25 protein-coding genes and 2 tRNA genes are annotated in these 25,217 nt (G+C 67.0%); 13 read left to right on the top strand and 14 right to left on the bottom strand.

The window, feature by feature from the left end:
* Window positions 1–9: 9 nt before the first annotated feature.
* The 3 genes from IP69_RS05980 to fabI all read right to left on the bottom strand — a co-directional run bounded on the left by IP69_RS05980 (window position 10) and on the right by fabI (window position 3,563).
* Window positions 10–1,245, bottom strand: coding sequence for an acetate/propionate family kinase (locus tag IP69_RS05980; RefSeq protein ID WP_349236287.1), 1,236 nt, complete (start codon window positions 1,243–1,245; stop codon window positions 10–12).
* Entirely contained in the window at window positions 1,242–2,624 is a 1,383-nt protein-coding gene (locus IP69_RS05975) for a bifunctional enoyl-CoA hydratase/phosphate acetyltransferase (RefSeq protein ID WP_054141897.1), read from the bottom strand. Before IP69_RS05975 ends, IP69_RS05980 begins: the two co-directional genes overlap by 4 nt.
* A gap of 174 nt (window positions 2,625–2,798) precedes the next feature.
* The gene (fabI, locus tag IP69_RS05970) at window positions 2,799–3,563 is read right to left on the bottom strand and encodes an enoyl-ACP reductase FabI (protein WP_054141896.1); all 765 of its coding nucleotides are present in this window, start codon (window positions 3,561–3,563) and stop codon (window positions 2,799–2,801) included.
* A gap of 201 nt (window positions 3,564–3,764) precedes the next feature.
* Here fabI and IP69_RS05965 point away from each other — a divergent pair, with 201 nt between their 5' ends.
* Together IP69_RS05965 and IP69_RS05960 are read left to right on the top strand one after the other, a co-directional pair.
* The gene (locus tag IP69_RS05965) at window positions 3,765–6,134 is read left to right on the top strand and encodes an Orn/Lys/Arg decarboxylase N-terminal domain-containing protein (RefSeq protein ID WP_054141895.1); all 2,370 of its coding nucleotides are present in this window, start codon (window positions 3,765–3,767) and stop codon (window positions 6,132–6,134) included.
* 18 nt (window positions 6,135–6,152) lie between these two features.
* Window positions 6,153–6,734, top strand: a complete 582-nt coding sequence (locus IP69_RS05960; RefSeq protein WP_054141930.1) for a GNAT family N-acetyltransferase — start codon at window positions 6,153–6,155, stop codon at window positions 6,732–6,734.
* Window positions 6,735–6,781: 47 nt separating this feature from the next.
* Here the strand turns inward: IP69_RS05960 and IP69_RS05955 are convergent, their stop codons facing one another.
* Window positions 6,782–7,321 carry a hypothetical protein gene (locus IP69_RS05955; RefSeq protein WP_156323310.1) on the bottom strand — a complete coding sequence of 180 codons (540 nt, stop codon included), beginning with the start codon at window positions 7,319–7,321 and terminating at the stop codon, window positions 6,782–6,784.
* 117 nt (window positions 7,322–7,438) lie between these two features.
* Window positions 7,439–7,523, bottom strand: a tRNA-Tyr gene (locus IP69_RS05950).
* Between the two features lie 217 nt (window positions 7,524–7,740).
* Here IP69_RS05950 and IP69_RS05945 point away from each other — a divergent pair.
* Complete coding sequence (locus tag IP69_RS05945; protein ID WP_082359007.1) at window positions 7,741–8,592, top strand: RNA methyltransferase; 852 nt, start codon at window positions 7,741–7,743, stop codon at window positions 8,590–8,592.
* Window positions 8,593–8,638: 46 nt separating this feature from the next.
* Here IP69_RS05945 and IP69_RS05940 read toward each other — a convergent pair whose 3' ends face one another.
* Complete coding sequence (locus IP69_RS05940) at window positions 8,639–9,172, bottom strand: hypothetical protein (protein WP_054141893.1); 534 nt, start codon at window positions 9,170–9,172, stop codon at window positions 8,639–8,641.
* A 410-nt stretch (window positions 9,173–9,582) separates the two neighbouring features.
* Here IP69_RS05940 and IP69_RS05935 point away from each other — a divergent pair, with 410 nt between their 5' ends.
* The 6 genes from IP69_RS05935 to IP69_RS05910 all read left to right on the top strand — a co-directional run bounded on the left by IP69_RS05935 (window position 9,583) and on the right by IP69_RS05910 (window position 14,565).
* On the top strand, window positions 9,583–11,208 hold the full coding sequence (locus tag IP69_RS05935; protein WP_054141892.1) for an MFS transporter: 1,626 nt from the start codon (window positions 9,583–9,585) through the stop codon (window positions 11,206–11,208).
* Window positions 11,209–11,402: 194 nt separating this feature from the next.
* Window positions 11,403–11,477: transfer RNA gene (locus tag IP69_RS05930), tRNA-Thr, on the top strand.
* A gap of 74 nt (window positions 11,478–11,551) precedes the next feature.
* Window positions 11,552–12,022 carry a hypothetical protein gene (locus tag IP69_RS05925; RefSeq protein ID WP_156323309.1) on the top strand — a complete coding sequence of 157 codons (471 nt, stop codon included), beginning with the start codon at window positions 11,552–11,554 and terminating at the stop codon, window positions 12,020–12,022.
* Window positions 12,023–12,113: 91 nt separating this feature from the next.
* Complete coding sequence (locus IP69_RS05920; RefSeq protein ID WP_054141890.1) at window positions 12,114–13,097, top strand: MBL fold metallo-hydrolase; 984 nt, start codon at window positions 12,114–12,116, stop codon at window positions 13,095–13,097.
* A gap of 198 nt (window positions 13,098–13,295) precedes the next feature.
* Window positions 13,296–14,069, top strand: a complete 774-nt coding sequence (locus tag IP69_RS05915; RefSeq protein WP_054141928.1) for an NAD kinase — start codon at window positions 13,296–13,298, stop codon at window positions 14,067–14,069.
* Between the two features lie 85 nt (window positions 14,070–14,154).
* Window positions 14,155–14,565 (top strand): carboxymuconolactone decarboxylase family protein, encoded by a 411-nt coding sequence (locus IP69_RS05910; protein ID WP_054141889.1) that lies wholly within the window; start codon window positions 14,155–14,157, stop codon window positions 14,563–14,565.
* A gap of 15 nt (window positions 14,566–14,580) precedes the next feature.
* Here the strand turns inward: IP69_RS05910 and IP69_RS05905 are convergent, their stop codons facing one another.
* Both IP69_RS05905 and IP69_RS05900 read right to left on the bottom strand, forming a co-directional pair.
* Window positions 14,581–15,795 carry a DUF2336 domain-containing protein gene (locus tag IP69_RS05905; RefSeq protein ID WP_054141888.1) on the bottom strand — a complete coding sequence of 405 codons (1,215 nt, stop codon included), beginning with the start codon at window positions 15,793–15,795 and terminating at the stop codon, window positions 14,581–14,583.
* The gene (locus IP69_RS05900; protein WP_082359006.1) at window positions 15,792–16,910 is read right to left on the bottom strand and encodes a hypothetical protein; all 1,119 of its coding nucleotides are present in this window, start codon (window positions 16,908–16,910) and stop codon (window positions 15,792–15,794) included. Before IP69_RS05900 ends, IP69_RS05905 begins: the two co-directional genes overlap by 4 nt.
* A 157-nt stretch (window positions 16,911–17,067) precedes the next feature.
* Here IP69_RS05900 and IP69_RS05895 point away from each other — a divergent pair, with 157 nt between their 5' ends.
* From IP69_RS05895 to IP69_RS05885, 3 genes are read left to right on the top strand one after another with little or no spacing between them, the layout of a single operon-like run.
* Window positions 17,068–17,565 carry a MaoC family dehydratase gene (locus tag IP69_RS05895; protein ID WP_054141887.1) on the top strand — a complete coding sequence of 166 codons (498 nt, stop codon included), beginning with the start codon at window positions 17,068–17,070 and terminating at the stop codon, window positions 17,563–17,565.
* A gap of 6 nt (window positions 17,566–17,571) precedes the next feature.
* Window positions 17,572–18,447, top strand: a complete 876-nt coding sequence (locus IP69_RS05890; protein WP_054141886.1) for a CoA ester lyase — start codon at window positions 17,572–17,574, stop codon at window positions 18,445–18,447.
* Between the two features lie 19 nt (window positions 18,448–18,466).
* A complete protein-coding gene (locus tag IP69_RS05885) occupies window positions 18,467–18,676 on the top strand; it encodes a hypothetical protein (protein ID WP_054141885.1) in 210 nt (69 codons plus the stop codon).
* A 162-nt stretch (window positions 18,677–18,838) separates the two neighbouring features.
* On the opposite strand, the gene IP69_RS05880 is transcribed toward IP69_RS05885, so the two are convergent.
* Together IP69_RS05880 and IP69_RS05875 are read right to left on the bottom strand one after the other, a co-directional pair.
* Window positions 18,839–19,444, bottom strand: coding sequence for a flavin reductase family protein (locus IP69_RS05880; RefSeq protein WP_054141884.1), 606 nt, complete (start codon window positions 19,442–19,444; stop codon window positions 18,839–18,841).
* Window positions 19,441–20,019, bottom strand: a complete 579-nt coding sequence (locus IP69_RS05875) for a nitroreductase (protein ID WP_054141883.1) — start codon at window positions 20,017–20,019, stop codon at window positions 19,441–19,443. The genes IP69_RS05880 and IP69_RS05875 overlap by 4 nt, the downstream gene beginning before the upstream one ends.
* A 104-nt stretch (window positions 20,020–20,123) precedes the next feature.
* On the opposite strand from IP69_RS05875, the gene IP69_RS05870 reads away from it, so the two are divergent.
* A complete protein-coding gene (locus IP69_RS05870; protein WP_054141882.1) occupies window positions 20,124–21,029 on the top strand; it encodes a hypothetical protein in 906 nt (301 codons plus the stop codon).
* A gap of 4 nt (window positions 21,030–21,033) precedes the next feature.
* On the opposite strand, the gene IP69_RS05865 is transcribed toward IP69_RS05870, so the two are convergent.
* The 4 genes from IP69_RS05865 to IP69_RS05850 all read right to left on the bottom strand — a co-directional run bounded on the left by IP69_RS05865 (window position 21,034) and on the right by IP69_RS05850 (window position 25,130).
* On the bottom strand, window positions 21,034–21,750 hold the full coding sequence (locus IP69_RS05865) for an SGNH/GDSL hydrolase family protein (RefSeq protein WP_054141881.1): 717 nt from the start codon (window positions 21,748–21,750) through the stop codon (window positions 21,034–21,036).
* A gap of 38 nt (window positions 21,751–21,788) precedes the next feature.
* Window positions 21,789–22,994 (bottom strand): OpgC domain-containing protein, encoded by a 1,206-nt coding sequence (locus tag IP69_RS05860; RefSeq protein ID WP_197279694.1) that lies wholly within the window; start codon window positions 22,992–22,994, stop codon window positions 21,789–21,791.
* Between the two features lie 220 nt (window positions 22,995–23,214).
* On the bottom strand, window positions 23,215–23,844 hold the full coding sequence (locus IP69_RS05855) for a GDYXXLXY domain-containing protein (protein ID WP_082359005.1): 630 nt from the start codon (window positions 23,842–23,844) through the stop codon (window positions 23,215–23,217).
* Window positions 23,844–25,130 (bottom strand): DUF2157 domain-containing protein, encoded by a 1,287-nt coding sequence (locus tag IP69_RS05850; protein WP_054141878.1) that lies wholly within the window; start codon window positions 25,128–25,130, stop codon window positions 23,844–23,846. The genes IP69_RS05855 and IP69_RS05850 overlap by 1 nt, the downstream gene beginning before the upstream one ends.
* Window positions 25,131–25,217: the final 87 nt, after the last annotated feature.

Raw genomic sequence — 25,217 nt, 5'->3', positions numbered from 1 at the left:
ACACAAGGCTCAGGCGGGGTCTTTCGCCGGCACGCCGACGCTGGCGCGGGCGGCGCGAGCGATCACCAGATCCTCGCGGGTCGGCACGATCATCACAGTTGTGCGAGCGAATTCCGAGGAAATCACCGTCGCGCTTTCGGCATTGCGGCCATGGTCGATCTCGATCCCCATCCAGCCCAGCCGCTCGCAGACGCGGCGCCTGACCACGCGCGAATTCTCGCCGATCCCGCCGCAGAAGACGAGTGCGTCGATGCCGCCCATCACGGCGGCCATCGCGCCGAGCTCACGCTGGATGCGGAAGACGAAATAATCGATCGCCCGGTGGGATTCAGGCGTGTCGGCCTCCTCCAGCGTGCGCATGTCGTTGGAAAGCCCGCCGGAGAGGCCGAGCAGTCCCGACTCATTGTAGAGGATCTGGCGGATCTGGGCGGTGTTCAGCTTTTCCTGGTCCAGCATGTAGAGCATCACGCCGGGATCGAGCTGGCCGCAGCGCGTGCCCATCGGCAGCCCGTCGAGCGCCGAAAACCCCATCGAGGAGGCGACCGAGCGCCCCCGATAGATCGCGCACATCGAGGCGCCGTTGCCCAGATGCGCGACGACGACGCGGCCGGCCATCAGATGCGGGGCGATCCTCGTCATCTCGCCGGTGATGTATTCGTAGCTCAGCCCGTGGAAACCGTAGCGACGCACGCCCTGCTCGTAATAGCGATGCGGCAAAGCGAAGGTGTCGTTGACGAGGGGCTGGCCGCGATGGAATGCGGTGTCGAAACAGGCGACCTGCACCACGCCGGGAAACGCCTCCATCGCGGCGCGAATGCCGGAGATGTTGTGCGGCTGGTGCAGCGGCGCAAAGGAGGACAGGGTCGCAAACGTCTCCAGCGCCGCCTCGTCCACCACCACCGGCGCCGTGTAATGGATGCCGCCATGCACGACGCGGTGCCCGACGGCGGCAATCTCCAGATCGGGTAATTCGCGCTTGAGCGTCGCGATCACGGTGGAAAGCGCGGTGTCGTGGCTGGTCAGCGCGCCCGCGGCGGGCTCGATCGGCCGGCCTTCGCCATCCTTGATCTTGAGCGTGCCTTCGGGGCCGATCCGGTCGACCTGCCCGGTCATCAGCGCCGTTTCGCCCTGCGCTGGGAAGACCGCGAATTTCAGCGAGGAGGAGCCGGCGTTCAGCGCCAGGAAGCCGGCATCCCGCCAGACGTCGGGCGCCTCCATGTCCGTGGTGACGATCTCTGCCGTCATGGCGTCTCACCCTTGTAGGCGTGGTGAAGGGCTGCCACCGCGCAGGAAGCCAGGCGCGACATCGCGCTGTCGGAGCGCGAATTCAGGATCACCGGGACGCGCGCGCCGAGCACGAGCCCGGCGCCCTCGGCATGGCTCACGAAGGAGAGCTGCTTGGCCAGCATATTGCCGGAATCGATGCCCGGCACGACGAGGATGTTCGCCTGGCCGGCGACCCCACCCTTCAGCCCCTTGCTGCGCGCGGCGGCGCGGTCGACCGCATTGTCCATGGCGAGCGGCCCATCGACCTGCCCGCCGGTGATCTGGCCGCGCTCGGCCATCTTCGACAGGAGCGCACCATCGATCGAGGACTGGATCGCGGGGTTGACGGTCTCCACCGCCGAGAGAATGCCGGCGCGCGGATCCATCCCGAGCGAGCGGGCGAGATCGATCGCGTTCTGGACGATGTCGACCTTGGTGGCGAGGTCGGGCGCGATGTTGATCGCGGCGTCGGTCACCATCACCGGCTCGGGCCGGCCGGGGACATCCATCACGAAGACATGGGTGAAGCGCCGCCCAACGCGCAGGCCGGTGGTCTTGTCCAGCATCGGCTTCAGGAGATCGTCGGTGTGGAGATGGCCTTTCATCACCGCCCCGGCGCGTCCCTCATGCACAAGTTGGCAGGCCATCGCCGCCGCCGCGACGTCGCTGGCGATGTCGATGATCTCGAACCCTGACAGATCGGCCTCCAGCGCCAGGGCTGCGGCGCGGATCTTGTCTTCGCGGCCGATCAGGATCGGCGTGATGATGGTTTCCTTCGCCGCCAGCAGCGCACCGCCGAGCGAATTCTCGTCATGCGGGCAGACCACGGCGACCGGCAGCGCCGGCAGCGGCCGCGCGCGCTCCAGCAGCGCCTCGAAATGCCGGTGGCGCTGGACAACGAGACCCGGCACCTCGACATCCTCGCGGTCGAACTTTACCTGCGGGGCGATCACGAGGGCCTCGCCGCTGACGATCACGACCCCGTCGGCGGCACGAACGACCTGCGTCTCCAACCGGACCACGCCATCGGCGAGCTTCTCGACCACCTTGACCCGGCACAACACCTCGTCGCCGGCATGGGCGCGCTCGTGAAAATCCAGCACCTGGCGGCGGTAGAGCGTTCCGGCCCCGGGAAGCAGCATCCCCAGCACCGCCGATATCTGCGAGGCGACGAACATGCCGGGCGCGATGTTCTCGGCCAACCCGTCGCCGTCGACATCGGTCTGCGGCAGATGCATCGGATTGTAATTGCCCGAGGCCGCCGCGAAGACATAGAGGTCGTCGGGCGTGATGATGCGGCGCAGTTCCGCCGTTTCGCCGGGCTCGAGCTCGGCGAAGGTCCGGTTGGTCAGATGCATCTCAATCGTCCTGTCTGGCCGCGGTCTGGCCATGGTGGTGGCGCCGCGCGACCCCGGCAGCCTTAGCGCTTTCCGCAGGAGCGGTCACGGCCTCGCACCCGTCGAAGACGCCGGGCCATGGGCAGCGGGACCGTGGTAGCGGTTGATGGTAGCCGGCAACGGGTCGTCTCTCCCTCACGCGACGATCGAGAAGCCGCCATCGATGGCGTGAATGCCACCGGTCAGATTGCGTGCCTCGGCGGAAGCCAGAAAGGCCGCCATCGCGCCGACATCCTCGATCGTGGCGAGGTGGCGGGTGGGCGCGCGGCTGGCGGCTGCGTCGAGCAGTTCGTCGAAATGATCGATGCCGGACGCGGCCCGCGTCGCCAGCGGCCCCGGCGAAAGCGCGTGCACCCGGATACCTTGCTCGCCGAGCTCGGCCGCCGCATAGCGTACCGCGCTTTCGAGCGCGGCCTTGACCGGGCCCATCATGTTGTAATGCCGCACGACCTGCGACGAGCCGAAGAACGAGACCGACAGACAGGTGCCGCCGCCGGGCATCAGCGGCTCGGCCAGCCGCATCATCTGCAGGAAGGAATGCACCGAGATCGTCATCGCCTGGGCAAACCCCTCCGGAGAGCAGTCGATCACGCGGCCTTGCAGATCGGCCTTCGGGGCAAAGGCGATCGAGTGCAGCAGCGTGTCGAGCCGGCCCCAGCGTTGGCTGATCTCGTCAAACAGCGCCGCCATCGCTCCAGGCTGGGTGACGTCGAGCGGCGCCATGATCTGCGCGCCGAGCGACTCGGCAAGCGGCCGGACATGGGGCTCGGCCTTGGCATTCAGCCATGTGATGGCGAGATCGGCGCCTTGTTCGCGGAATGCCTTGGCGCAGCCCCAGGCGATGGACTGCTCATTGGCGATCCCAACGACAAGGATCTTCTGACCTTGCAGCGAAAACATCAGTTCCCCCCCCAATACGCACGGCATAGCCGGGATTGGCGTCGGTGCCATGACGGTTTACCGACATTTCCTGTCAGCGCGGCCCTGCGCGTGCCGCGCCGGGCGGCCGGCTTTGGGCAAATGGGAGCCGACCAATCAGATCATTCGTCGGACCGTCATGAAATCTGTAGATATCACAGGATTCGCACGCACGGGGTTCAGATGGATTATTTCAGGCGCTTCACCTTCCTGTTCGCGACGCCGAACTTCGATGCCGAGGATCTCGAGGGAATCCGCTTCCATCAGATCGTCGACGAGATCGAGCGGTCAGGCTTCGAGGTCGTCAAGGCGCGCAAGCTCGAGGATGCCGAGATCGCGGTGCAGACCGACGCGGCCATCGGCTGCATGGTCGTCGACTGGGGCAAGAAGGGTCTCGAGGGCAAGACGGCCTCGCTGATCAATTTGATGCGCCGGCGCGGGCTTGAATTCCCGATCATCCTGCTGATCCGCCGCAAGCGCTTCGAGGATGTGCCGGTCGAAGTCCTCGACTTCATCGACGGCTACATCTTCCTCTCCGAGGAAACCCCGCCGTTCATCGCCAAGAGCCTGATCAGCCGGCTCAAGCAATATGCCGAGACGCTGAAGACGCCGTTCTTCGGCGCTCTCGTCGACTATGCCGAGGAAGGCAACCATCTTTGGACCTGCCCCGGCCATAATGGCGGCGTGTTCTACAGCCGCAGCCCGATCGGCCGGGTCTTCATGGAGCATCTCGGCGAGGCGGTCTTCCGCGACGACCTCGACAACTCGGTGCTCGACCTCGGCGACCTCCTGACCCATGAGGGCCCGGCGCTGCGGGCCCAGAAGGAGGCCGCCCAGATCTTCGGGGCGGAGAAGACCTATTTTGTGCTGAACGGCACCTCGACCTCCAACAAGGTGGCGCTGGCGGCGCTGGTCACAGATGGCGATCTCGTCCTCTTCGACCGCAACAACCACAAGGCCGCCCATCATGGCGCGCTGCTGATCTCCGGCGGCACCCCGGTCTATATCCCCACCGTGCGCAATGCCTGGGGGCTGATCGGCCCGATGCGCTGGGACAGCTTCGACGAGGACGCCCTACGCGAGCGCATCCGCACCAACCCGCTGGTGAAGGATCCCGAGGCCTGGAAGAAGCCGCGCCCCTTCCGCGTCGCGGTCGTCGAGCAATGCACCTATGACGGCACGATCCATAGCGCACAGATGATCCTCGATAAGATCGGGCATCTTTGCGACTACATCCTGTTCGACGAGGCCTGGGCCGGCTTCATGAAGTTCCACCCGCTCTATGCCGGGCGCTTCGCCATGGGGCTGAAGGATCTGGGGCCGGACTCGCCTGGCATCATCGCCACGCAATCGACCCACAAGCAGCTGGCGAGCTTCAGCCAGGCCTCGCAGATTCACATGAAAGACCGGCACATCAAGGGCCAGAAGCGGCGCGTCGAGCACCGCCGCTTCAATGAAAGCTTCATGCAATACGCCTCGACCTCGCCCTTCTACCCGCTCTTCGCCTCGCTGGATGTCGGCGCGCAGATGATGAAGGGCCGTTCGGGCGAAGTGCTGTGGGACGACACGATCCGGCTCGGCATCGAGCTGCGCAAGAAGATCAGGGCCGTCCGGCGCGAATTCGAGGAGAAGGAGGCGCGGCCCGAGCGGCGCTGGTTCTTCGAGCCCTTCGTGCCCGACCGGGTCTCGATTCCCGACGCGGCCCGGCCCGGCGGCGTGCATGACGTCGCCTGGGAGATGGTCGCGACCGACCAACTCGCCAGCGACCCGGCTTTCTGGCAGCTGGCGCCCGGCGCCGGCTGGCACGGCTTCGCGGGGATGCAGGCAGGCTTCGCCATGACCGACCCCAACAAGCTGACGCTGCTCACGCCGGGCTTCGACCGCACGACCGGCGCCTATGAGGATCACGGCATCCCCGCGCCGGTCGTCGCCCAGTTCCTGCGCGAGAACCGCATCGTCGCCGAGAAGAACGACCTCAACTCGCTGCTCTTCCTGCTGACGCCGGGCGTCGAGGCCAGCAAGGCCGGGACGCTGATCAGCGGGCTCGTCGCCTTCAAGAAGCTGCATGACGACAACGCCCTGCTCGAGGACGTGATCCCGGAGTTCTACCGGCGCCGGCCGGCGCGCTATGACGGCGTGCGCCTGCGCGATCTCTGCGGCCAGATGCACCGCTTCTTCCGGGATTGGGACGTCAGTGGCCTGCAGACGCGTCAGTTCCTGCAGGAACACCTGCCCGAGATGGCGATGTCGCCCCATGACGCCGCGCGCAGCCTCGTGCGCAACGATGTCGACTACCTGCCGATCGACGCCATCGCCGGACGCATCGCGACGACGCCCTTCGTGGTCTATCCTCCGGGCATCGCCTCCATCGTACCCGGCGAGCGCCTGGGCGAGCGCGCCCAGCCGATGATCGACTATCTCCGGATGTTCGAGGCGAGCTTCAACACCTTCCCCGGCTTCGATGTCGAGATCCAGGGCGTCTATCGCGAGACCGATCACGCCGGCGCGGTGCGGCTCTACACCTATGTCGTCAGCGAACCGGCCGTCGGCTGAAGGCGGGCAATGCAGAAGATGGAGCCGCACACCCCCATCGTCATCCGGCCGTCGCGCGACGCCGATGTCGAGCCGATGCTGGCGATCTACCGCCGCCATATCCGTCGCGGCGTCGAGGACAGCGTCGCCGATACCGGCACGCCTCAACCCGACGATTTGAAGGACCGCCGCAAGAACCTGCTCAGCAGCAAAAATCCGCGCAACAAAAAGCTGCCGCATCTGGTGGCGACGCTCCAGGGCGAGGTCGTCGGCTATGCCTATGTCGTGCTGTTCCGGAAACGGCCGGCCTATCGCTTCACCGTCAAGCACTCGGTCTATGTCCACCATGACCATCTCGGTCGCGGCATCGGCCGGCTGCTGATGCAGGGGCTGATCGATGCCAGCGCCGCGGCCGGCTACCGGCAGATGATCGGCTATATCGACGCCGAGAACACGGCCTCGCTGGTGCTGCATGAGCGCTTCGGCTTCGCGCGGGTCGGCCTGCTGCCCGGCGTCGCCTATCGCTATGGGAAATGGTCCGACAGCGTCATGGTCCAGCGCTCGCTCGGCCCCGGCACCACCCTGCCCCCGGCGACCGAAGGCGGCATGGCGGCGCGCTGAGTTCTGGAGACGCGCGTCTTGCGGCCGGCTCTGCTGCCCGAAGTCGGCTACTGGGAGGATGCGCGATCCTGAGCGGAGGCCTGGAACGCCCGGCACTCGACCAGGGGGATGTCCATCCACGGCCCCGAAGGGGTGAGATCGCGCGCCTCGGCATCCGCGATCAGGGCGTTGATCAAGGCGTCCGCCTCCTCGGCGACGAGCGCGATGGCCGCGTTCACCGCTGCGGCATCTGAAGAATCAGGCTCGGTGCTGGCGCGGATCGCGGTGACGGCGGCCAGTTTATCGGCAAACCCGCGCGCGCATGCGGCCACGCCATCGACCTTGTCGATCCAGCCCTGCAAGGGGTGATAGGCGCGATAGGTGGCGCGCGAAGCATCGGCCCGGCCCGAACCCTGAGCCAGCAGCATCCGCAATTGGCCATTCTCGTAGGAGAGCTGTTCGATCCGGCCATAGACGCTCGTCACAGGCTCGGGACGAGACGGTCCGAGGTCGAGACTGCCCTGGCGCTCATCCTCGCGCCGGCTCAGCGGGCTTTTGAGGATGTCGGCCCCTCCAGGGCTCGACCGCAGCATTCGATCGTGACTCATGACGCGACTCCACACTCACATGGGTCGCAAACGATGCGGTGCTGGATTCGTTCCGCCAGGCAGGACCCGCGAAACCAGGCCGCGCGACGCGGCGTGGTTCGCGGCTCTGATAGGAGATGGTGGGGGAAGCAGGACTCGAACCTGCGAAGGCATAGCCAGCGGATTTACAGTCCGCCCCCTTTGCCGCTCGGGACATTCCCCCGCCCGCGCCTCGCCGGTGGTAAACCGTCGGGCGGCACCCATGTCACTTGCGTGACGGGCAACTGGCGCGGCCGGACTTATGGTGACCGGGCCGCGCCCTGTCAACGGCTAAAACCCGTCTGCCCCATGGGCATCGTGGCGCCTGCCGGCAATTCCATGCTGGTCAAGCTGGAGATGTCATGTCAGGGCATGGGCGAGCACTGCAGGAGAAAACGAGAATGCCCGCACCGTTTCGCCCCAAGCCGGACGGAAGCGACAAGCGCGACCCGAGCGATCGGCCGCGCCGCGAGAACTCGCCTGGCGCCGCCCCACGCCAGACCAGCCCACGTCGCGCCGACGGCACCCTGCATCATCGCCCCGGCGATATCGACGAGGCCGTGCTCTACGGCGTCCACCCCGTCATCGAGGCGCTGCGCAACCCCAACCGTCGCCACCGGCGCCTGCTGGCCACCGAAAACGGCGTCAAGCGCCTGCAGGAGGAGATCGGCGATCTGCCGCTGGAGCCCGAGATCGTGCGCCCCTCCGAGATCGACCGGCTGCTGACGCCCGATTCGGTGCATCAGGGGCTCTATCTCGTCTGCGACCCCCTGCCCTCGCCCGATCTCGACAGCCTGGCCGACGATGCGATCGTGCTGGCGCTCGACCAGATCACCGATCCTCACAATGTCGGCGCGATCCTGCGCTCGGCGGCGGCCTTCGGCGCGGCCGCCGTCATCGTCACCATCCGTCACTCGCCCGCCGCCACCGGCGTGCTGGCGAAATCGGCTTCGGGCGCGCTGGAGCATGTGCCCTTGATCGCGGTGCGCAATCTCGGCGACGCACTGGCCGAACTCGGCAAGCGCGGCTTTCAGCGCATCGGCTTCGATTCGGATGGGGAGGTGCCCTTCGACGACGTTGTTTTGAAACGTCCCTTGGTCATGGTCATGGGCGCGGAGGGGAAAGGCTTGCGCCAGCGCTCGCGCGACCTCTGCGACCAGGTCGCGCGGCTCGAAGTCCCGGGCACGATCACCAGCCTCAACGTCTCCAACGCCACCGCGATCGCGCTCTACGCCGCCAGCCGCCGCCGCTGAGTTCGGACGAGGCGCGAACCGGATTGTGGAACCCTTGCTTCGCCGCTCAGCGGCGCGGCACCGTCAGTAAGAGCGCACCCGTCTCGGCATGGGCGAAGCGGCTGCGGCGCGCATCGCGCGGCTCGGGATCGTTGATCCGGATCACGCGCGTCGCCGGCCGGTCGCGCCGCCCCTCGAGCCGATAGAGCGTCGGCTCCGGCGTTGGGGGGCGGACGATCCCGACCTGCACGGGCATATGCTCGAAGGAGCGGCGGTCAACGGGACGGATCGCGTCATCGCGATCAACCGAGCGCGCATGCACGGAACCCTGCCCGTCCGTCATGGACCAGGGGCCCGGATAGCCTACAGCCGCGAGCGGGCCGCGACCGCGCCGCCAGTGACGACCGCCGCGCTCGGTGAACCGGTCATGCCGGATCGCGGCTGTGTGGCCAAACCTCTCGTGAAGGCCCACGCCGGCCGGTTTCAGCACCCCGGGAGCATGCCTGAACGACCGGCCCGACCCGGCGGCCTCCGCCACCGACAAGGGCGCCAGCAGGACCGCAAGCAACAGGCCAAGGCGAAACGTCCCGGTGCGCGACATGGCGCTCCTCCTCATCCGCATCCGACAGGCCTCCGCTCGCGACTATAGCTCGATGATCCGCTTTTGGAAGCGCCCACTCTGCTCAAGGCGGGGACGACGCCGTCCGACCCATCGCAGCCGCAACGACCCGCCTGACAGGGGCACCGACATCGGCTCCTTGGTCCTAAGTCGTAAGACGAAGTGACCAAGACGAAGTGCTTGATTGAATTGTCAGTTTTCGGCGCGCATCAGTTCGCTCGAACGGTTTGGCGAAGCAGCGGCTTCGCGTCCGGCTCGGCCGGCATCCCATCGACAACAGACGGGACAGGCAACAGGCAGCGTGGATTCTCCCGCTGTCGGGAACATCCCAGGGGAGATACGCCATGACAATGGCAGCAAACGCAGCGGGGGCGAAAGTTGCGAAGCGCCCCATGACGGCGGAAGAAAAGCGCGTCATTCTCGCATCGTCACTCGGCACCGTGTTCGAGTGGTACGATTTTTATCTCTATGGCTCGCTTGCCGTCATGATCGGCGCGCATTTCTTCTCGGCGTTCGATCCCAACGCGCGTGCGATCTTCGCGCTGCTCGCCTTCGCGGCCGGCTTCCTGGTCCGCCCCTTCGGCGCGCTGTTCTTCGGTCGGCTGGGGGACCTGATCGGCCGCAAATACACCTTCCTCGTCACCATCGTGATCATGGGCGCCTCGACCTTCCTGGTCGGCCTGCTGCCCGGCTACAACACGATCGGCTGGGCTGCCCCCGTCATCCTGATCGCGCTGCGCATGCTGCAGGGCCTGGCGCTCGGCGGCGAATATGGCGGCGCGGCGGTCTATGTTGCCGAGCACGCACCTCCCGGCCGTCGCGGCTTCTATACCTCCTGGATCCAGACCACGGCGACGCTGGGCCTGCTGCTCTCGCTGCTCGTCATCCTGGTGATCCGCGTCAACATGGGCGAAGCCGAGTTCGCCGCCTGGGGCTGGCGCATTCCGTTCCTGCTGTCGATCTTCCTGCTCGCGATCTCGGTCTGGATTCGTCTCCAGATGCAGGAGTCCCCGGCCTTCAAGAAGATGAAGGAAGAGGGCACCGGCTCGAAGGCCCCGCTGACCGAAGCCTTCGGCCAGTGGAAAAACGCCAAGATCGCGCTTATTGCGCTGTTTGGCCTGACCATGGGCCAGGCCGTCGTCTGGTACACCGGTCAGTTCTACGCGCTGTTCTTCATCCAGAGCATCCTGAAGGTCGATCTCTATTCGGCCAACGTGCTGATTGCCTGGGCCCTGATCATCGGCACCGGCGGCTTCATCTTCTTCGGCTCGCTGTCGGACAGGATCGGCCGCAAGCCCGTCATCCTGGCCGGCTGCCTGATCGCGGCGCTGACCTACTTCCCGCTGTTCGGCGCGCTGACCAAGGCCGCCAATCCCGGCCTTGCTGCGGCCCATGAGAACGTCAAGGTCCAGGTCGTCGCCGATCCCGCCACCTGCGGCTCGGTCTTCGATCCGGTCGGTATCCGCACCTTCACCGCGCCCTGCGACATCGCCCGCCGCACGCTGGCAACCCAGGCGATCGTCTACACCTCGGCCCCTGCTCCTGCCGGGACCCCCACCAAGGTGACCGTTAACGGCAAGGAACTCGCCGTCGATGCGACCTTCGCGGCAACGGTCGCCAAGGAGGCCGTCGCGGCCGGATATCCGACCCCGGGCGATGCCCGCATCGTCAAGGTCGGCTTCTTCAGCGCATTGAGCAGCGCCCAGTCGCTGACAATCATCGGCATCCTGACGATCCTGGTGATCTACGTCACGATGGTCTACGGGCCGGTGGCCGCCGCGCTGGTCGAGCTCTTCCCGACCCGCATCCGCTACACCGGCATGTCGTTGCCCTACCATATCGGCAATGGCTGGTTCGGCGGCCTGCTGCCTGCGACCTCCTTTGCGATGGTCGCCGGCACCGGCGACATCTATTACGGCCTCTGGTATCCGATCGTCTTTGCGCTCGCGACATTCGTCATCGGCATGCTGCTGGTGCCCGAGACCAAGGATCGCGACATCATGACCCACGAGAACTGAGCCTCGGCTCGGTTCGTCTCGACGACGCCCCGCCTTCTCGAAGGCGGGGTTTTTTGTTGCGCATCTCCCGGCGTCAAAACCAGCAGGGCTTCGCTTGGTGATATCGCAGTTCGATCATGCTCCGATCTTGCGGCGGCAGAGCTCGGCTGATAACCGCTAGGTGCGATGCGGGCCTTGGGGCCTGCGTTCACGGCGCCGGCGTAGCACAGCGGTAGTGCAGCGGTTTTGTAAACCGAAGGTCGGGAGTTCGATCCTCTCCGCCGGCACCAGTCATCCTCCGATTTTGGCCGAACCGGTGCTGGATCTTGCGAGTTTGGCTCGCTCATCCCAGACCCTCGATTGAATGACGATGGATAAACCCGAAAAGCTGCTCGCTTTGGCGGATCGCTGCGAAACATCGGCGCGGCCCGACCGGGAACTCGATGCCGCCATCTACGAGGCGGTTGGCTACCAAGTCCGGCGCAAGCCGAGGACCCTTGTCAGCAACAGGGTACCCGCTGGCGGAATCTACCAGCAAGGCTCGCTGTGGAAGGCGCTTGGCCCCGTGAGCGGAAATATCGACATCGCTGTCAGCATTCTGCGCCAAAAGGCCCCGGACTGGCGCTGGAGTCTCCAGTGCCTGACCGATGAAGACAATCCAAGCTTTCATGCCCTCGTGGCGGACTGCTCGGCCAGCGGCATGCTTGGCGCGCTCGCGCTCTGCGCAGCGATGCTGAGGGCCTTTGCAAGAAACCCCACCCCCGACCGTGTCGTCGACGATATTGCAGGCAATCCGACCCAGGGATTCCGCTGCTCACGAAAACTTGACCCGTGACCTCCCCTTGCGACAGCGCCCGGCAATTGCACCGCCAGCGCGGCCCGCTAGGGTCCAGCCCGGGCTCCACCCGAGCCCAGGGAAACGAACGATGACCGATTTCAATCTTTCGCGCCGCGGCGTGATCGTCGGCGCCGGCGCGCTCGCCGCCGCCGCCACATTCGACCTGCCGGGCTCTGGCCCCGCCCATGCCCAAGGAGCTCCCGTGAACCAGGCCCCCGGATTCTATCGCTACAAGATCGGCGACATCACCATCACCGCCATCAACGACGGCTTCGGCCGCCGACCGCTCGAGGGCTTCGTCCGCAACGCCGAACTCGCCGACGTCAAGAAGGCGATGGAGCAGGCTTTCCTGCCGGCTGACGCGCTCAACATCAGCTTCACCACGCTGGCTGTGCAGCAGGGCGGCAAGCTCACCCTGATCGACACCGGCAATGGCGATTCCGGCGCTCCGACCTCGGGCACTTGGGCCGCCAACTTCAAGGCCGCCGGCTTCGATGCCAAGGATGTCTCGACCGTCGTGTTCAGCCACTTTCACGGCGACCACATCAACGGCTTCCGCCTGAAGAACGGCACCGCGATGTTCCCCAATGCCGAGGTCATGGTGCCGGCCGCCGAATGGGCCTTCTGGATGGACGACGCCAAGATGAGCGCAGCCCCCGAAGCCATGAAGGGCGCCTTCGGCAATGTCCGGCGCGTCTTTTCGCCGATCGCCAAGGATGTGAAGCAGTTCGAAGCCGGCAAGGAGATCGTGCCCGGCATCACCTCGGTGGCGGCCTATGGCCATACGCCCGGCCACACCACCTTCGCGCTCGCCTCGGGCGGCAAGTCGTTGATGGTGATGTCGGACACCACCAACCACCCGGCCCTGTTCGTGCGCAACCCCGACTGGTCGGCCGTGTTCGACATGGACGGCCCGCAGGCTGCCGCCACCCGCCGCAAGCTGCTGGACATGGTCGCCGCCGACAAGATGCAGGTCGCCTTCTACCACGCGCCCTTCCCCGCGACCGGCCACATCGCCAAATCCGGCAACGGCTTCGAGATGGTGCCGGTGCAGTGGACCCCCGCGGTCTGAGACTGGCGGCCAGGTTCCAGACGACGCAGGCCGGGGGCGACCCCGGCCTTTTTTATGGACTTCGTTTTGATGGGCGTCGTCTTGATGGGCGCTGTTTTCATGAGGCGCCGTTTTCCGGGCATGCCGGCTCGCGATTGTCTCGCCACCCATGCTAAGGCACGGTCTGCGCGACACGGCGCGCCGCCTTCAGGATGCATGATGACCGAGCGCTTTCAGGCCATCTCCTTCGTTGCCAGCGACACGCCCGAAGCCCAGGCCGCGCTCGCCAAGCTGACCGAGCGCTATGGCAATGCCGATACGGCCACCGCGGACGTCATCGTGGCGCTCGGCGGCGACGGGCTGATGCTGCAGACGCTGCATCGCTTCATCGGCACCGGCACGCCGATCTACGGCATGAACCGCGGCTCCGTCGGCTTCCTCATGAACGAGTTCCGCGAGCGCGGCCTGCGCAAGAAGCTGTCGGAGGCGCAGCGCAGCGTCGTCCACCCACTATCGATGAAGGCGATCGACAAGGACGGCACGGAGGTCCGCGCCGAGGCGATCAACGAGGTCTCGCTGCTGCGCCGCTCTTACCAGGCCGCCAAGCTGAAGATCTCGGTGGATGGCCAGGTCCGTCTGCCCGAACTCATCGCCGACGGGGTGCTGCTGGCGACGCCGGCCGGCTCGACCGCCTACAATCTCTCCGCCAACGGCCCGATCCTGCCGCTTGACGCGCCGCTTATGGCGCTGACGCCGATCTCGGCCTTCCGCCCCCGCCGCTGGCGCGGCGCGCTCCTGCCCGACCATGCCAAGGTCACGATCGAGGTTCTGGAGGCCGAGAAGCGCCCGGTCAGCGCGGTCGCCGACCATGTCCAGATCGACAATGTGCTGCGCGTCGAGATCGAGATCGACCGCGACGTCGATCTCGTCATGCTGCACGACCCCGGCCACAGCCTCGACGAGCGGATCTTGCGCGAGCAGTTCGGCTATTGAGGAAAGGGGCGTCGTGTCGGGCGGTGGTCGCGGTCACTGCAGGCGTCTAGCTTGGTCCGACGGCAACCAACCCCGAGGACATTCCGTGACAACCCGAGACGACATCACCGAGGCCGCGACCGATATCGGCAAAGCCAGTTTCATGGCGACCTTCGGGCGCCTCCCGGATAATTTCAGCCTGCTGTCCGAACATGCGCCCGGCGCCTTCGCCGGCTACGGCCTGATCCGCGCCTCGATCATGCGCGACCGCGACGAGGGCGGGGCGCTCGATCTCAAGACCAAGGAGCTGATCTTCGCCCTGCTCGACACGCTGATCGGCCAGAAGAACGGCGCGAAGAACCACGCCGCTGCCGCCATGAAGCTCGGTCTCACCCTGCCCGAGCTGTCGGAGGGGCTCGTCCAAGTCATCATGGCCGGCGGGATCACGACCTGGAACGAGACCGGCGCCGACGTCATGCGCCACTGCGTTCAGTTGGAGGCGGAGCAAAACATCTAGACGGCTATTCGCCGCTCAGGCGGCGTGCCGGATATCCCCGATCTCGAGTTCGACCAGCAACGCCGGATCGGCCTCCACGAGATAGGCAAACGCCGCATCGTCGGCCAGTGAATCGGCCATCGCCCTGGCTTCTTCGCGCGCGGCCTCCGCATCCATGCGGCGCAGCAGGCCCATCAACGCCTGGGCTTCGGGTCCATCGAGCCCCTCGCAGGCGATCAGTACCTGCCGCAGCAGTGATCGGTCCAGGCCGCGCCCGGTCCCGGCGGTATCGAAGCCGCGTGCATTCAGGGCCAGGATGGCCGCGGTGAACGCCGGTTGCAGTGAGGCTGGCAGTCCAGCCTTGCGATAGAGCGCCTTGAGGCCGGCGCCGCGACGGTCGCGCAACAGCGCCGCGACCCGGGCCTCGGGTAGATCCGAGAGCGCGACGAAGGCGGCTTCCGCCAGCGCCGGCTCGCCCGAGAGCAACGAGCGCAGCATCAGCCCCGGCGTCAGGCGTCCATTGAGCCGCAGCACCTCGACGATGGCCGGCGCGTCGCTATCCTCGCCGCCGGCCGCGAGCGCGACCGCGACACGCTCGGTCGATTCGCGCGCGAGACGCGCGCTGCGCTCCGGCGTCAGCCAGCCGCAGCCGGCAACGAAGCTCGCCAGCGCATCGGAAACCTTCGAAGCGATCGCCTGCCGCAGGCCCGGCGGCAGATCGACACGGGCCAGCAGCGCCTCGCGCAACACCCCGTTGTCGCCGGCCCGCTCGACCATGCGCTCCAGCGAAAAATCGGGAAGCTCGGCGGTGCGGTTGCCCGCCAGCGTCACCAGCGCCTCCTCGCAGCCGACTTCGGCCAAAGCCGCGCCGACACCAGCCGGCAGCCCGGGACGCATCGCGATCGCGCGCTGCGCGAGACTGTCGCCGACCGCCGCCGCATCGACGAGATCGGCCTCGCTCAGCACCGGCGAATGCGCCAGCACCAGGGCTGCGACATCGCTCTGGTCGGCGATCAAGCCAAGAACGAGATTGCGCGGCGCGCGCGGCGAGGACGCCATCTCCTCGGCGATCGCGCGGCGCACCCGTGGCGAGGGATCGTCGATCAGCGCCATCAGCGCCGTCTCCGCCTCGGCCCGGTCCTCCTCGGCCATGCCGGAGCGCAGATAGGCGCCTGCCAGCGCAGCCGCGCCCTGGGCGCGCTCCTCGGCATTGGCCGTACGGGCCCACAGCAGGAAGCGGCGGACGATCATCGGCCGTTCCTCTGGATCATGAAGGCCGAGAGATCGAGCGGGGCCCGGCGCGCCTTGGCGCCGGATCGCCCGGTTACGGTGGTTGCGGCGGTTGCAGCAGGCTGCGTCAGTTCCACCGGCCGGGCGGGCGGCAGCGGCGCATCCACCGCCTGGCTCGCCACGCGGACGGGAGCGGCATTGGCGGCTGCGGCATTGGCGGATGCAGCATCAGCCGCCGTCGGCGCGACGGCCGTGGCGTCGGACTTTGTCCGGCGCGGAAAATAGCGATCGGCGGCGTCGAGCGCGGCCGTCCGGCTGGCATCGCTGCGCGGCGTCGCCCAGAGATTGGCGACAGCCTGAGAGACCGGCGCCCGCGAGCCCTCGGTCGAGAACAGGCCGATCAGCCCCTTGGCGCGTCCTGGAGCCAGCGCAGCCGCGATCTCGGCCGGCTTGTCGGCACCCTGCGCCGTCGTCGCCTGCGTGACCGTGGCCGAAGCCGCGAGCTGTGTGTTGGCGTGGCTGGCGGCGAGCACGCCGTAGACCTCCTGAGCGCCACGCGCCCGGCCGGTCTTGTCGAAGAAGATGTTGCGGTTGGCGGCGGCGGCCTCTGGAAAATCCTTTGCCGCGACGCGAGTCGGGTCGCTGGCCGCCGCCTTGATCAGATCGGAGGCGCCGCGCGCGCCCAGCACATGGGCCATGTAGAGTTCGCCGGCATGGGGCTGGCGGCCGAGCGCTCCGGCAAGCTGGTCGCGGTTCTTCTGGGTCAGCGCGCCCGCCATCACCGCGGCGACCTGCGGATCCTTGCGCAGTTCCAGGATCTTCTCTCGGGCGGCGGGGTCGGCGACGGTGAGGCGCCCGCTGCCGGTCTCGGTGATCGCATCGGCATAGCTCGAGAGCCCCTGCTTGGGTCCCTCCTGCTTCACCATCGAGAGCCAGGTCTGTTCGATGAACTGGAACAGCCCCGTCGCACTCGAGGTCTTGGCCTTGGCGTCGGGCTCGAGCGACGATTCCCGCTGCGCCGTCTTCATGAGATAGTCGAAGCCGGCCCCGGTCTTGGTGGCGCCGTCGCGAATCGCGCTGACGACCGGATTGACAGGCTGGGCTTCTCGCGTCTGCGGGGTGGAGAACAGGAACATCGGCACTCTCGGGCGAACCCGCCGGCGGCGGCCTGCCGCATGACTTGGCGGCGCTGTGGGGAGAGTGGCCCGGTTATGGTAAGCGAACGGTTAATCGGGGTGGATTCGCCGGGGCTGCGTAACGTAACGGCGGCCGCGATGTCACGGAGAGGGAACGATGTCAGAGCTCAAGCGCCACCAGCGCGGCGGGATCTATTTCGAGGGTTTCGAGATCGGCGCCGTTATCGAACATCGGCTCACGCGGACGGTGACGCAGATGGACAACATGCTCTTCTCGAACATGACGCTGAACCCGCAACCGCTTCATATCGATGCGCATTTTTGCGAGACCGAGACCGAATGGGGCAGGCCTCTGATGAACTCGCTGTTCACGCTGGGGCTGATGATCGGCATCTCCGTCAACGACACCACGGTGGGCACGACCATCGCTAATCTCGGGATGACCGACGTCACCTTCCCGGCCCCGCTCTTCGAGGGCGATACCGTCAACTGCACCACCGAGATTGTCGCCAAGCGCGAATCGCGCTCGCGTCCCGAGGCCGGCATCGTCGAGTTCCTGCACCGCGCCTATAAGCAGGACGGCACGCTGGTCGCGCAGTGCCGGCGCCAGGCTTTCATGCGGCGCCAGCCCGCTCCCGTCACGCTCGACGTCTGAGCCGCCATGCGCTCCCTCCTCTTCGTTCCCGGCGACAGCCCCCGCAAGCAGCAGAAGGCCCTCGAGAGCGGCGCCGATGCGCTCATCCTCGATCTTGAGGATTCGGTTGCGCTCGATGCCAAGCCGGAGGCCCGCGAGATCACGCGTGCCTTTCTGGAGGAAGCCCGCGCCCGGCCGCGCCGGCCGCGCCTGATCGTGCGCATCAATGCACTGACGACGGGTCTGATCGAAGCCGATCTCGACGCGATCATGCCCGGCGCGCCCGACGCGATCATGCTGCCCAAGGCCGAAGGCGGCATCGATGTCAGCCATCTCGCCGCCAAGATCGCCGTTCGCGAAGCCGAATGTGACCTGCCCGATGGCACCACCATCATCCCGATCGCGACCGAGACCGGCAAGGGCATCTTCGGCCTGGGGACCTATGCCGGTGCGACGCATCGGCTCTCCGCCCTGACCTGGGGCGCGGAAGACCTCTCCACCGATCTCGGCGCCGAGACCAACCGGCTGGAAACCGGTGCCTATACCGATCCCTACCGCCTCGCCCGTTCGCTCGCCTTGTTTGCCGCCGCAGCCGCCCAGGTCGATGCGATCGACACGGTCTTCACGGCATTTCGCGATGCCGAAGGCTTCCGCGCGGAGTGCCTCGCGGCCCGGCGCGATGGCTTCGCCGGCAAGATGGCGATCCACCCCGACCAGGTCGCGCCCATCAACGAGATCTTCTCGCCCTCGCCGCAAGCGTTGGCGCGGGCCGAGGCGATCATCGCGCTCTTCGACGCCAATCCAGGGGTCGGCGTCATCGGGCTGGATGGCGAAATGCTCGATCGTCCCCATCTGATCAGGGCGCTGCGCCTCAAGGCGCGCGCTGTGAAGTTGGCTGAATGAACCGCTGGAGACGCTTCCAATGACTCAGATTTTCGAGGTTTCGGGCATGCATTGCGGCGGCTGCCTGTCGCGCGTGCAGCAAGCCGCCGAGAAGCTCGCACCGGGCACGACCGTGACGCTGGAGCCGCCGCGCCTGACCCTGCCCGCAGGCGCAACGATGGACGCGGCCGCGATCAACGCCGCGCTGACCCCGCTCGGCGACTACCGCGTGAAGGCCGTAAGCGTCTGACGAAACGCGACCGTCATCCTGGACAAGCCGCGCAGCGGCGCAGGCCGGGATCCATCATAAGGCGACGGCGTGCCCGATAATGGATCCCGGCCGACCTGCGGTCGTCCAGGATGACGGTTGAGCTTACAGTGGAAAGCGAAACGCTCCCAGGGGCAGCTTTCCTCACCCGCCAGCCGGACGCTCGATCGCAAACAGGTGGTCGACCTCGGCATAGTCGGCATAGCCGCAACGCGCGATCGGATGGGCGGCAGCGGTGTCGAAGCGGCCGTCGCGGATGAAGGCATCGTCCATGAAGATGCCGACGACCTGGCCCAGCACCATCCAGCGTTCAACCGCCTGTCCGTCGAGATCGACCAGCTGCTGCACCGAGATAAGCTTGCATTCGAGTGCAGCCGGGCTTGCCGCCACGCGCGGCGGCTTGACGAAGTGCGAGGGCGCCATCTCGAGCCCGGCATGGCCATATTCGCTCGTGCCGCGCGCCAGCGGTGCCGAGGTCAGGTTCATCGGATGGGCCAGCGCCTTGGTCACCATCGAGCAGGTGAACTCGCCCGTCTCCTCGACGAAGGCAACCGCATCCTTCTTGCCCTCGGAGGAGAACATCACGATGTGGGGCCGGGTCGAGACCGCGTTGAAATAGCTGTAGGGCGAGAGATTGATCTCGCCCTGGGCGCTCATCGCCGTGATCCAGCCGATCGGGCGCGGCGTCACGATCGCCTTGAATGGGTCGTGGCCGAGGCCGTGATCCTGCAGGGCGGGCGAATAGATCATGACGCAGAGGCTCCGTAATGGCTGACGATGGCGGCGAGCACCGGCCGCTCGCGATCGGCGGGAACCGCTGTCGCGGTGCCGAGATGGATGAAGCCGGCGATCCGTTCCTCAGCTGCAAGCCCGAACGAGGCCAACACGCTGCGGTCGAAAGAGAACCAGTTGGTCAGCCAGCAGCCGGAAAAACCCATCGCCTGCGCGGCGACCAGCATCGTCATGCAGACCGCACCGGCAGAGAGCTCCTGCTCCCATTGCGGAATCTTCACATGCGGAGCCGCGCGCGACACGACGGCCACGATCACCGGCGCCTGCAGCAGGCGGTTGCGCTCGAATTCGATCTGCTCGGGCTTGGCGTCGGGTTTGCTGTTCCGGAAGGCCTGCGCCACCACATCGGCGGCCTTCGCCCGCCCCTCGCCGGCAAACACGATGAAGCGCCAGGGCACCAGCTTGCCATGGTCGGGAACGCGGGAGGCGATCGTCAGCAACTCCTCAAGCTGCCCGGCATCGGGGCCGGGCGCAGCCAGGGATTGGGGCGGGACGGAGCGGCGCTGCTTGAGCAGGGAGAGCGTATCGGTCATGAAGCATCCGGATGCGAGGAACAGGTCCAGACCTAGTGTCTTGCCATGATCAGGACAAGCGAGCCTGCTGTGACGGAGCAGCAGGGCGACCAGGGGCTGTGAGCATGTTTGAATTCGATGGTTTCGCGGGACGGCGCCGGCAGGCGATCGCGGTGCTGGTCTGCGCTCTGTCCCTGACGTCCGGCCTCGCCACCGCGCAGGCTCCGGCCACCCCGGCGCCTGCCGCCGTCCCCGACGAGCCCCGCCCGGACACCAATGCCGTCCTCGCGCCGCTGACGCTGTCGGCGCAGTTCGCCAGCGATCGCAAGCCGATCCGCTCGGGGCTGGCCTGGCGCATTCTCAGCGAAACCGCCGATGGCTCGCCCCCGCGGATCGTGGCACGCTCGGGTGACGCCGAACCGGTTTTCTCGCTGGAGCCCGGGACCTATCTGCTCCATGCCGCCTATGGTTTCGCCAGCGGCACCAAGCGCGTCACGCTCGGCTCGCAAGGCCTGCGCGACCAGATCGCCATCAGCGCCGGCGGGCTGTCGCTGGCCGGTTCGATCGGCGATGCGCCGATCGCCCCCGCCCAGCTGAGCTTCCAGGTCTTCGTGCCGCTGCAGGGGAATTCCGAAGGCCGCCTGGTCACCAGCGCACGCGGGAGCGAACTGATCCGCCTGCCGGAGGGAACCTACCATGTCGTCTCGACCTATGGCGATTCCAACGCGATCCAGCGCGCCGATGTGAAGGTCGAATCGGGCAAGGTGACCGATGCCACGCTGCACCACCGAGCCGCCCGCGTGACGCTCAAGCTGGTCGCCGCGCCCGGCGGCGAGGCTTTTGCGGGCACCGCCTTCAGCGTGTTGACACCGGGCGGCGACGTCATTCGCGAGGCCATCGGCGCCTTCCCGCAGGTCATCCTGGCCGAGGGCGACTATGTCCTGATCGCCCGGCAAGAGGGGCAGGTCCATTCGCGCGACTTCAAGGTCGAATCCGGCCTCGATCGCGACATCGAGGTGCTGGCGCGGTAAAGCCTCAGCGCGACGCGGCGGGTTCCGCGCGCGGTGCCGAGACGGCAGCCGCGACCCCGTCGGCAATGCGGATGGCAAGGCAGCGATAGCCGGCCTCGACCAATTCCGTTCCGTTCATGCCGATCAGTTCCTCCGGCGTGAAGCGCTGCGAGCGCGCCCACTCCTTCATCATCCCATAGCGCGGAAAGACAGGCACGTTGGAGGCTGCAGCGGCGCGCTGGAGCACAGCCCGGTAGTCCTCGTAATGCGGATAGCGGTCTTCGCGCTGGAGCCAGGGCAGATCCATCATCACGAGATCGATGCCCGCGGCCTGAATCTTCCCGATCCCCTTCTTGAGAATCTTGGCAAGCTTCTCCTCGCCGACATGATTGACGACATCGGCAGCCACCGTCTGCCAGATCACCAGGGCCGGTTCCTGCTCGATGACGTCGGTCTCCATGCGCGTCAGCATGTCATAGGCCGATTGCCCGCCCACGCCGCGATTGACGACGCGGATCTCGGACTGAGGCAAACGGCGCCGCAATTCGTCCTGCAGCACGGTGGGATAGCTTTTGTCCTCGCCGCTCGCGCCGGCGCCTGCCGTCGTCGACGAGCCGATCGCGACGATGGTCAGCTTGCCTGTGTCGCGCAGGGTCTGCGTCGTGACCGGCAGGGTCGGCCGGAAGCCATGGACGGCCGCACCAGCCCGGCAGCGCAGATCCGCTGAATCGGCAAGCGTCATCGGCCCGGCCCATGCCGGCAAAGTCGCCGCGCAAAGGATTACTGCGGCTGAGACGAAGCCGGCTGCGAAGGCGCGGCGGAGCGGCCGCCGGAAAGCGTGAGCGACTGGTACCACGTCAGGAACATCCCCAACCCGATCAGGATGCTAACCCCCACCAGGCAAACGAGCAACTGCGGCCCCAGCGCGAAGCCGGTTTCGGCCATGACGATCTGGCCGACGATCGACAACACCGTTCCCGCACAGAAGACGTCGAGCGAATGCTTGCCGACGACTGCGAGCGTGCGCCCGACCGCATGCGTCAGGAGGCCCGCCCCAGCCGGCAGCCACCGCATGGCCAGCCAAGCGAGCGCAACCACATGCAGCAGCCGGCTCCAGGCCAGATTCGTCTTGTCCGAGCCGAGTTGCACCGAGTCGAACCAGTCGTTGAACAGCGCGATGCCGGTTGGATTGCCCGACGCGGTCTTGGCGAGATAGGCGCCAACGACGACCGCAAGCGCGACCGCGTCGAGCCAGCGGGCCCGGGGCGCGGAGATTCCGCGCTGCATCGCCAGCCCGACGACGATGCCGAGCGTGAACACAACCTGCCAGGCGAAGGGATTGAAAAACCAGCCTGCCGCATGGACATTTGGAAAATTAAGGCCCAGCGCCACAGCCCCCTGCCAGATTCCGAGCGAAACCAGCACCGTCGCGAGCGGGCTGCGGCGGACACCGAGATAGAGCAGCGGAAAAAGGCCCAGCAGCACGATGTAGAGCGGCAAGATGTCGAGATAGGATGGCTGATAGCGCAGCAGCAGCACATCGACCAGCGCCGCCAGCGTGTCGCTGAAGAAGGGCTGGATGTTGATCGCTTCGATGTAGAGCGGGTTTTGCGTCCGCGTCACCGCCGCCGCGACGACGCCGCAGACCAGGATGAACATCGCCAGATGCGCGATGTAGAGCGTCCAGAGTCGCGCCCCGATCTTCAGGCCGCTGACGACGAGCCCGCGACGCTCGATCAGGCTACCATAGGCGAGCGTCGCCGAGACGCCGGCCAGCAGCACGAAGGCATCCGCGCCGTCGGAGAACCCGAAATTATGGGGCATATAGGCCGCGACAATGTTGCCGGGCATGTGATTGATGAAGATGATCAGCAGAGCCAAGCCGCGGATCACATCGATCCGCGCATCGCGCGCCACGGCTGCGGCACCCTCTGCAGGGCCCTGGCCCAGGAGCACGAAGCGCGACAAGGTGAGGGCCTGCGTCACGGGCGACATCCGGCTGGCGAAAACACGAGATCGCTGAAACCTCGGGTCGGCGCGTCAGGTTCCCGATCTGAACGCCAGCACCCGCTTGTTCATGTGGCGTTCATAATGCCGAGGCGGTTAACGGTCACTGAACTTCGCTTCACAACCCTGTGTGGCGTCCGTGACAAGGGCCAGTCTGTCCAAGGCAACTGGTGACGCTGCAGCCGGTCGCGCCGTTCCCTCAATAGGGCGGTTCGGCATAGACGAGCTTGCCGTCGATCAGCAGGCGCTTGATCGCGGCCTCACCGGTGGCAGAGACGGCCGCCACCACATCGAGGGCCGCCTTCGGTGTCGTCTCGATCCGGCGACCCTGGCCTTGCGGCACGAAATAGCTCTCCAGCCCATAGGCAACGCGCAGGCGCCGACGGCCCGTGGCACAATCCGCCTCGCCGGCCGCGTTCAGCCCGCAGGCCCCGGTCGACTGGACACGGCCAGCGATGACGAGATCGCCCCCGCTCGTAACGGGCCGCGTCCGAGACGCCCCCGTCGCCTGGGCAAAGCCTTCCGCATCGCGCGTCAGCGTGACGAACACGGCATCGCCCCGGCGAAAGGCGCCCTCGCCCGCCGCCGGCTCCACCGTGCTGATCGGATAGGCCAGCACAACATAGTCGCCGCGAAACAGGTTGCGCGGATCGACCGGCACCGTCTTCAGGCGGATTTCTGTGCCATTGCGCAGGATGCCGGCGCGGCTCTCGACCAGCGCGAGCAGGCCCCCGCACAGGATCAGCATCGCCGCGAGCACGCGCCCGAGCAGCGGCACGCGCCCCAGCAGCGCGTCGGCGCTCGGCACTCGCAAGGCTGGCATCGCCATCAGGCCGCCTCCCCCGCCGGGCGAGACAGACGCGCCAGGAGCCGCCGCGTCGCGCCGGCCAGCCCGAGCAGGGCGGCCCCTGCCACGAGAAAGAACAGCGACTGGTCGAGCAGCGTGCCGATCGTCTGCCAGAGCAGGATCAGGATCGCGAGCCCGAACATGCCCGACCCGGCGAGCGTCAGACGCCGCACCCCGCCCGTGACGCCGGCGACGACGAGTGCGATCGCGACCGCCAGGATCAGGCTGGCGACGACGGCCTTGCCGAGCAGGCCGACGGCAAGGCCGCTCCAGAACACCGCTGGCACCAGCAACCCCAGGATCAGCGCCGCCGCCAGCGGCCAGGCGAACCGCGTCTCGCGCGCCGAAGTGGCAAAACCGGCGATGGTCGCGAGCGCAACCGCATAGGCGATGTAGTTCAGTCCCGCCGCCATGCCGCCGCGCGACTGGCGTGTGTCGAGGATGCGGATCAGCTCGACATCGAGAATGAGGACGAAGCCGACAAGTCCCCAGGGCAGGCAGCAGGTCAGCAGGGCCGGCCCGCCCCGATCGAGCGCCCAGCCGCCGAGCGCGACAAAAGTCGCCGACACCGCAAGCCCATAGGCGAGCAGACCGTAATCGAAGCGCCCGCCGATCCAGTCGCCCGGCAACAGCACGAGCCACAGCGCCAGCGCCAGCACCGCCAGATGATGCACCAGACGGTTGTCGCGCGAGAACGCCAGCCACAGCGCCGGCAGATAGACCAGGAAGAACGCGGCCTGGAGCGCCCCCTGGCTCTCCTGCCAGCGCCCGCCGCTCCAGGCGCAGAGCGCCACGAAGGCGATCGCCAGCGCGCCATTGGAGCGCAGCAGCGCCGCCACGACGAGCCCGCCCAGCGCCACCAGCAGAGCGCCCGCCGGCCAATCCGCCGGCAGATGATACATCTGGCCAATCAGCGCGATGCCGACTCCAAAGATCAGGACCCCGCAGGTCGCCGCCCCATCCGCCGCCGCGCGCGAGCCCCGGCTGTCGAGACGCGCGGCCATACCAAGCGAAGCGATGAGCGCCACCAGGATCGTCGCCAGCTTCATGAGGCGCGGGATCACCTCCCAATTTGCCGCCACGAAGGCCGCCAGGCTCGAGGCGATCAAGAGCCCGCCAAACAGCCCGAGCAGCCCCGGAAGTCTGAATCCACCCTCAGCCGCGACCGAACGCCGGATCGCGCCGGCGGCCTCAGCCGTGACCAGCCCCTGCCCGACCCAGCGAATGAGATCGGCATCGAGCCGCTTGCGATAGGACCCCGTCAGCATAGGCGGCAATCTGGCATGTGGGTGTGGCGGTTGGCGAGGGGTGTCAGATACACGTCATGCTCGGGCTCGACCCGAGCATCTCGCTCA

Source organism: Allobosea sp. AAP35 (genome assembly GCF_001295925.1).
Taxonomy (GTDB): Bacteria; Pseudomonadota; Alphaproteobacteria; order Rhizobiales; family Beijerinckiaceae; genus Allobosea.
Note: the sequence above shows the minus strand (reverse complement) of the source record. Positions and strands in the feature narration are given on the sequence as shown.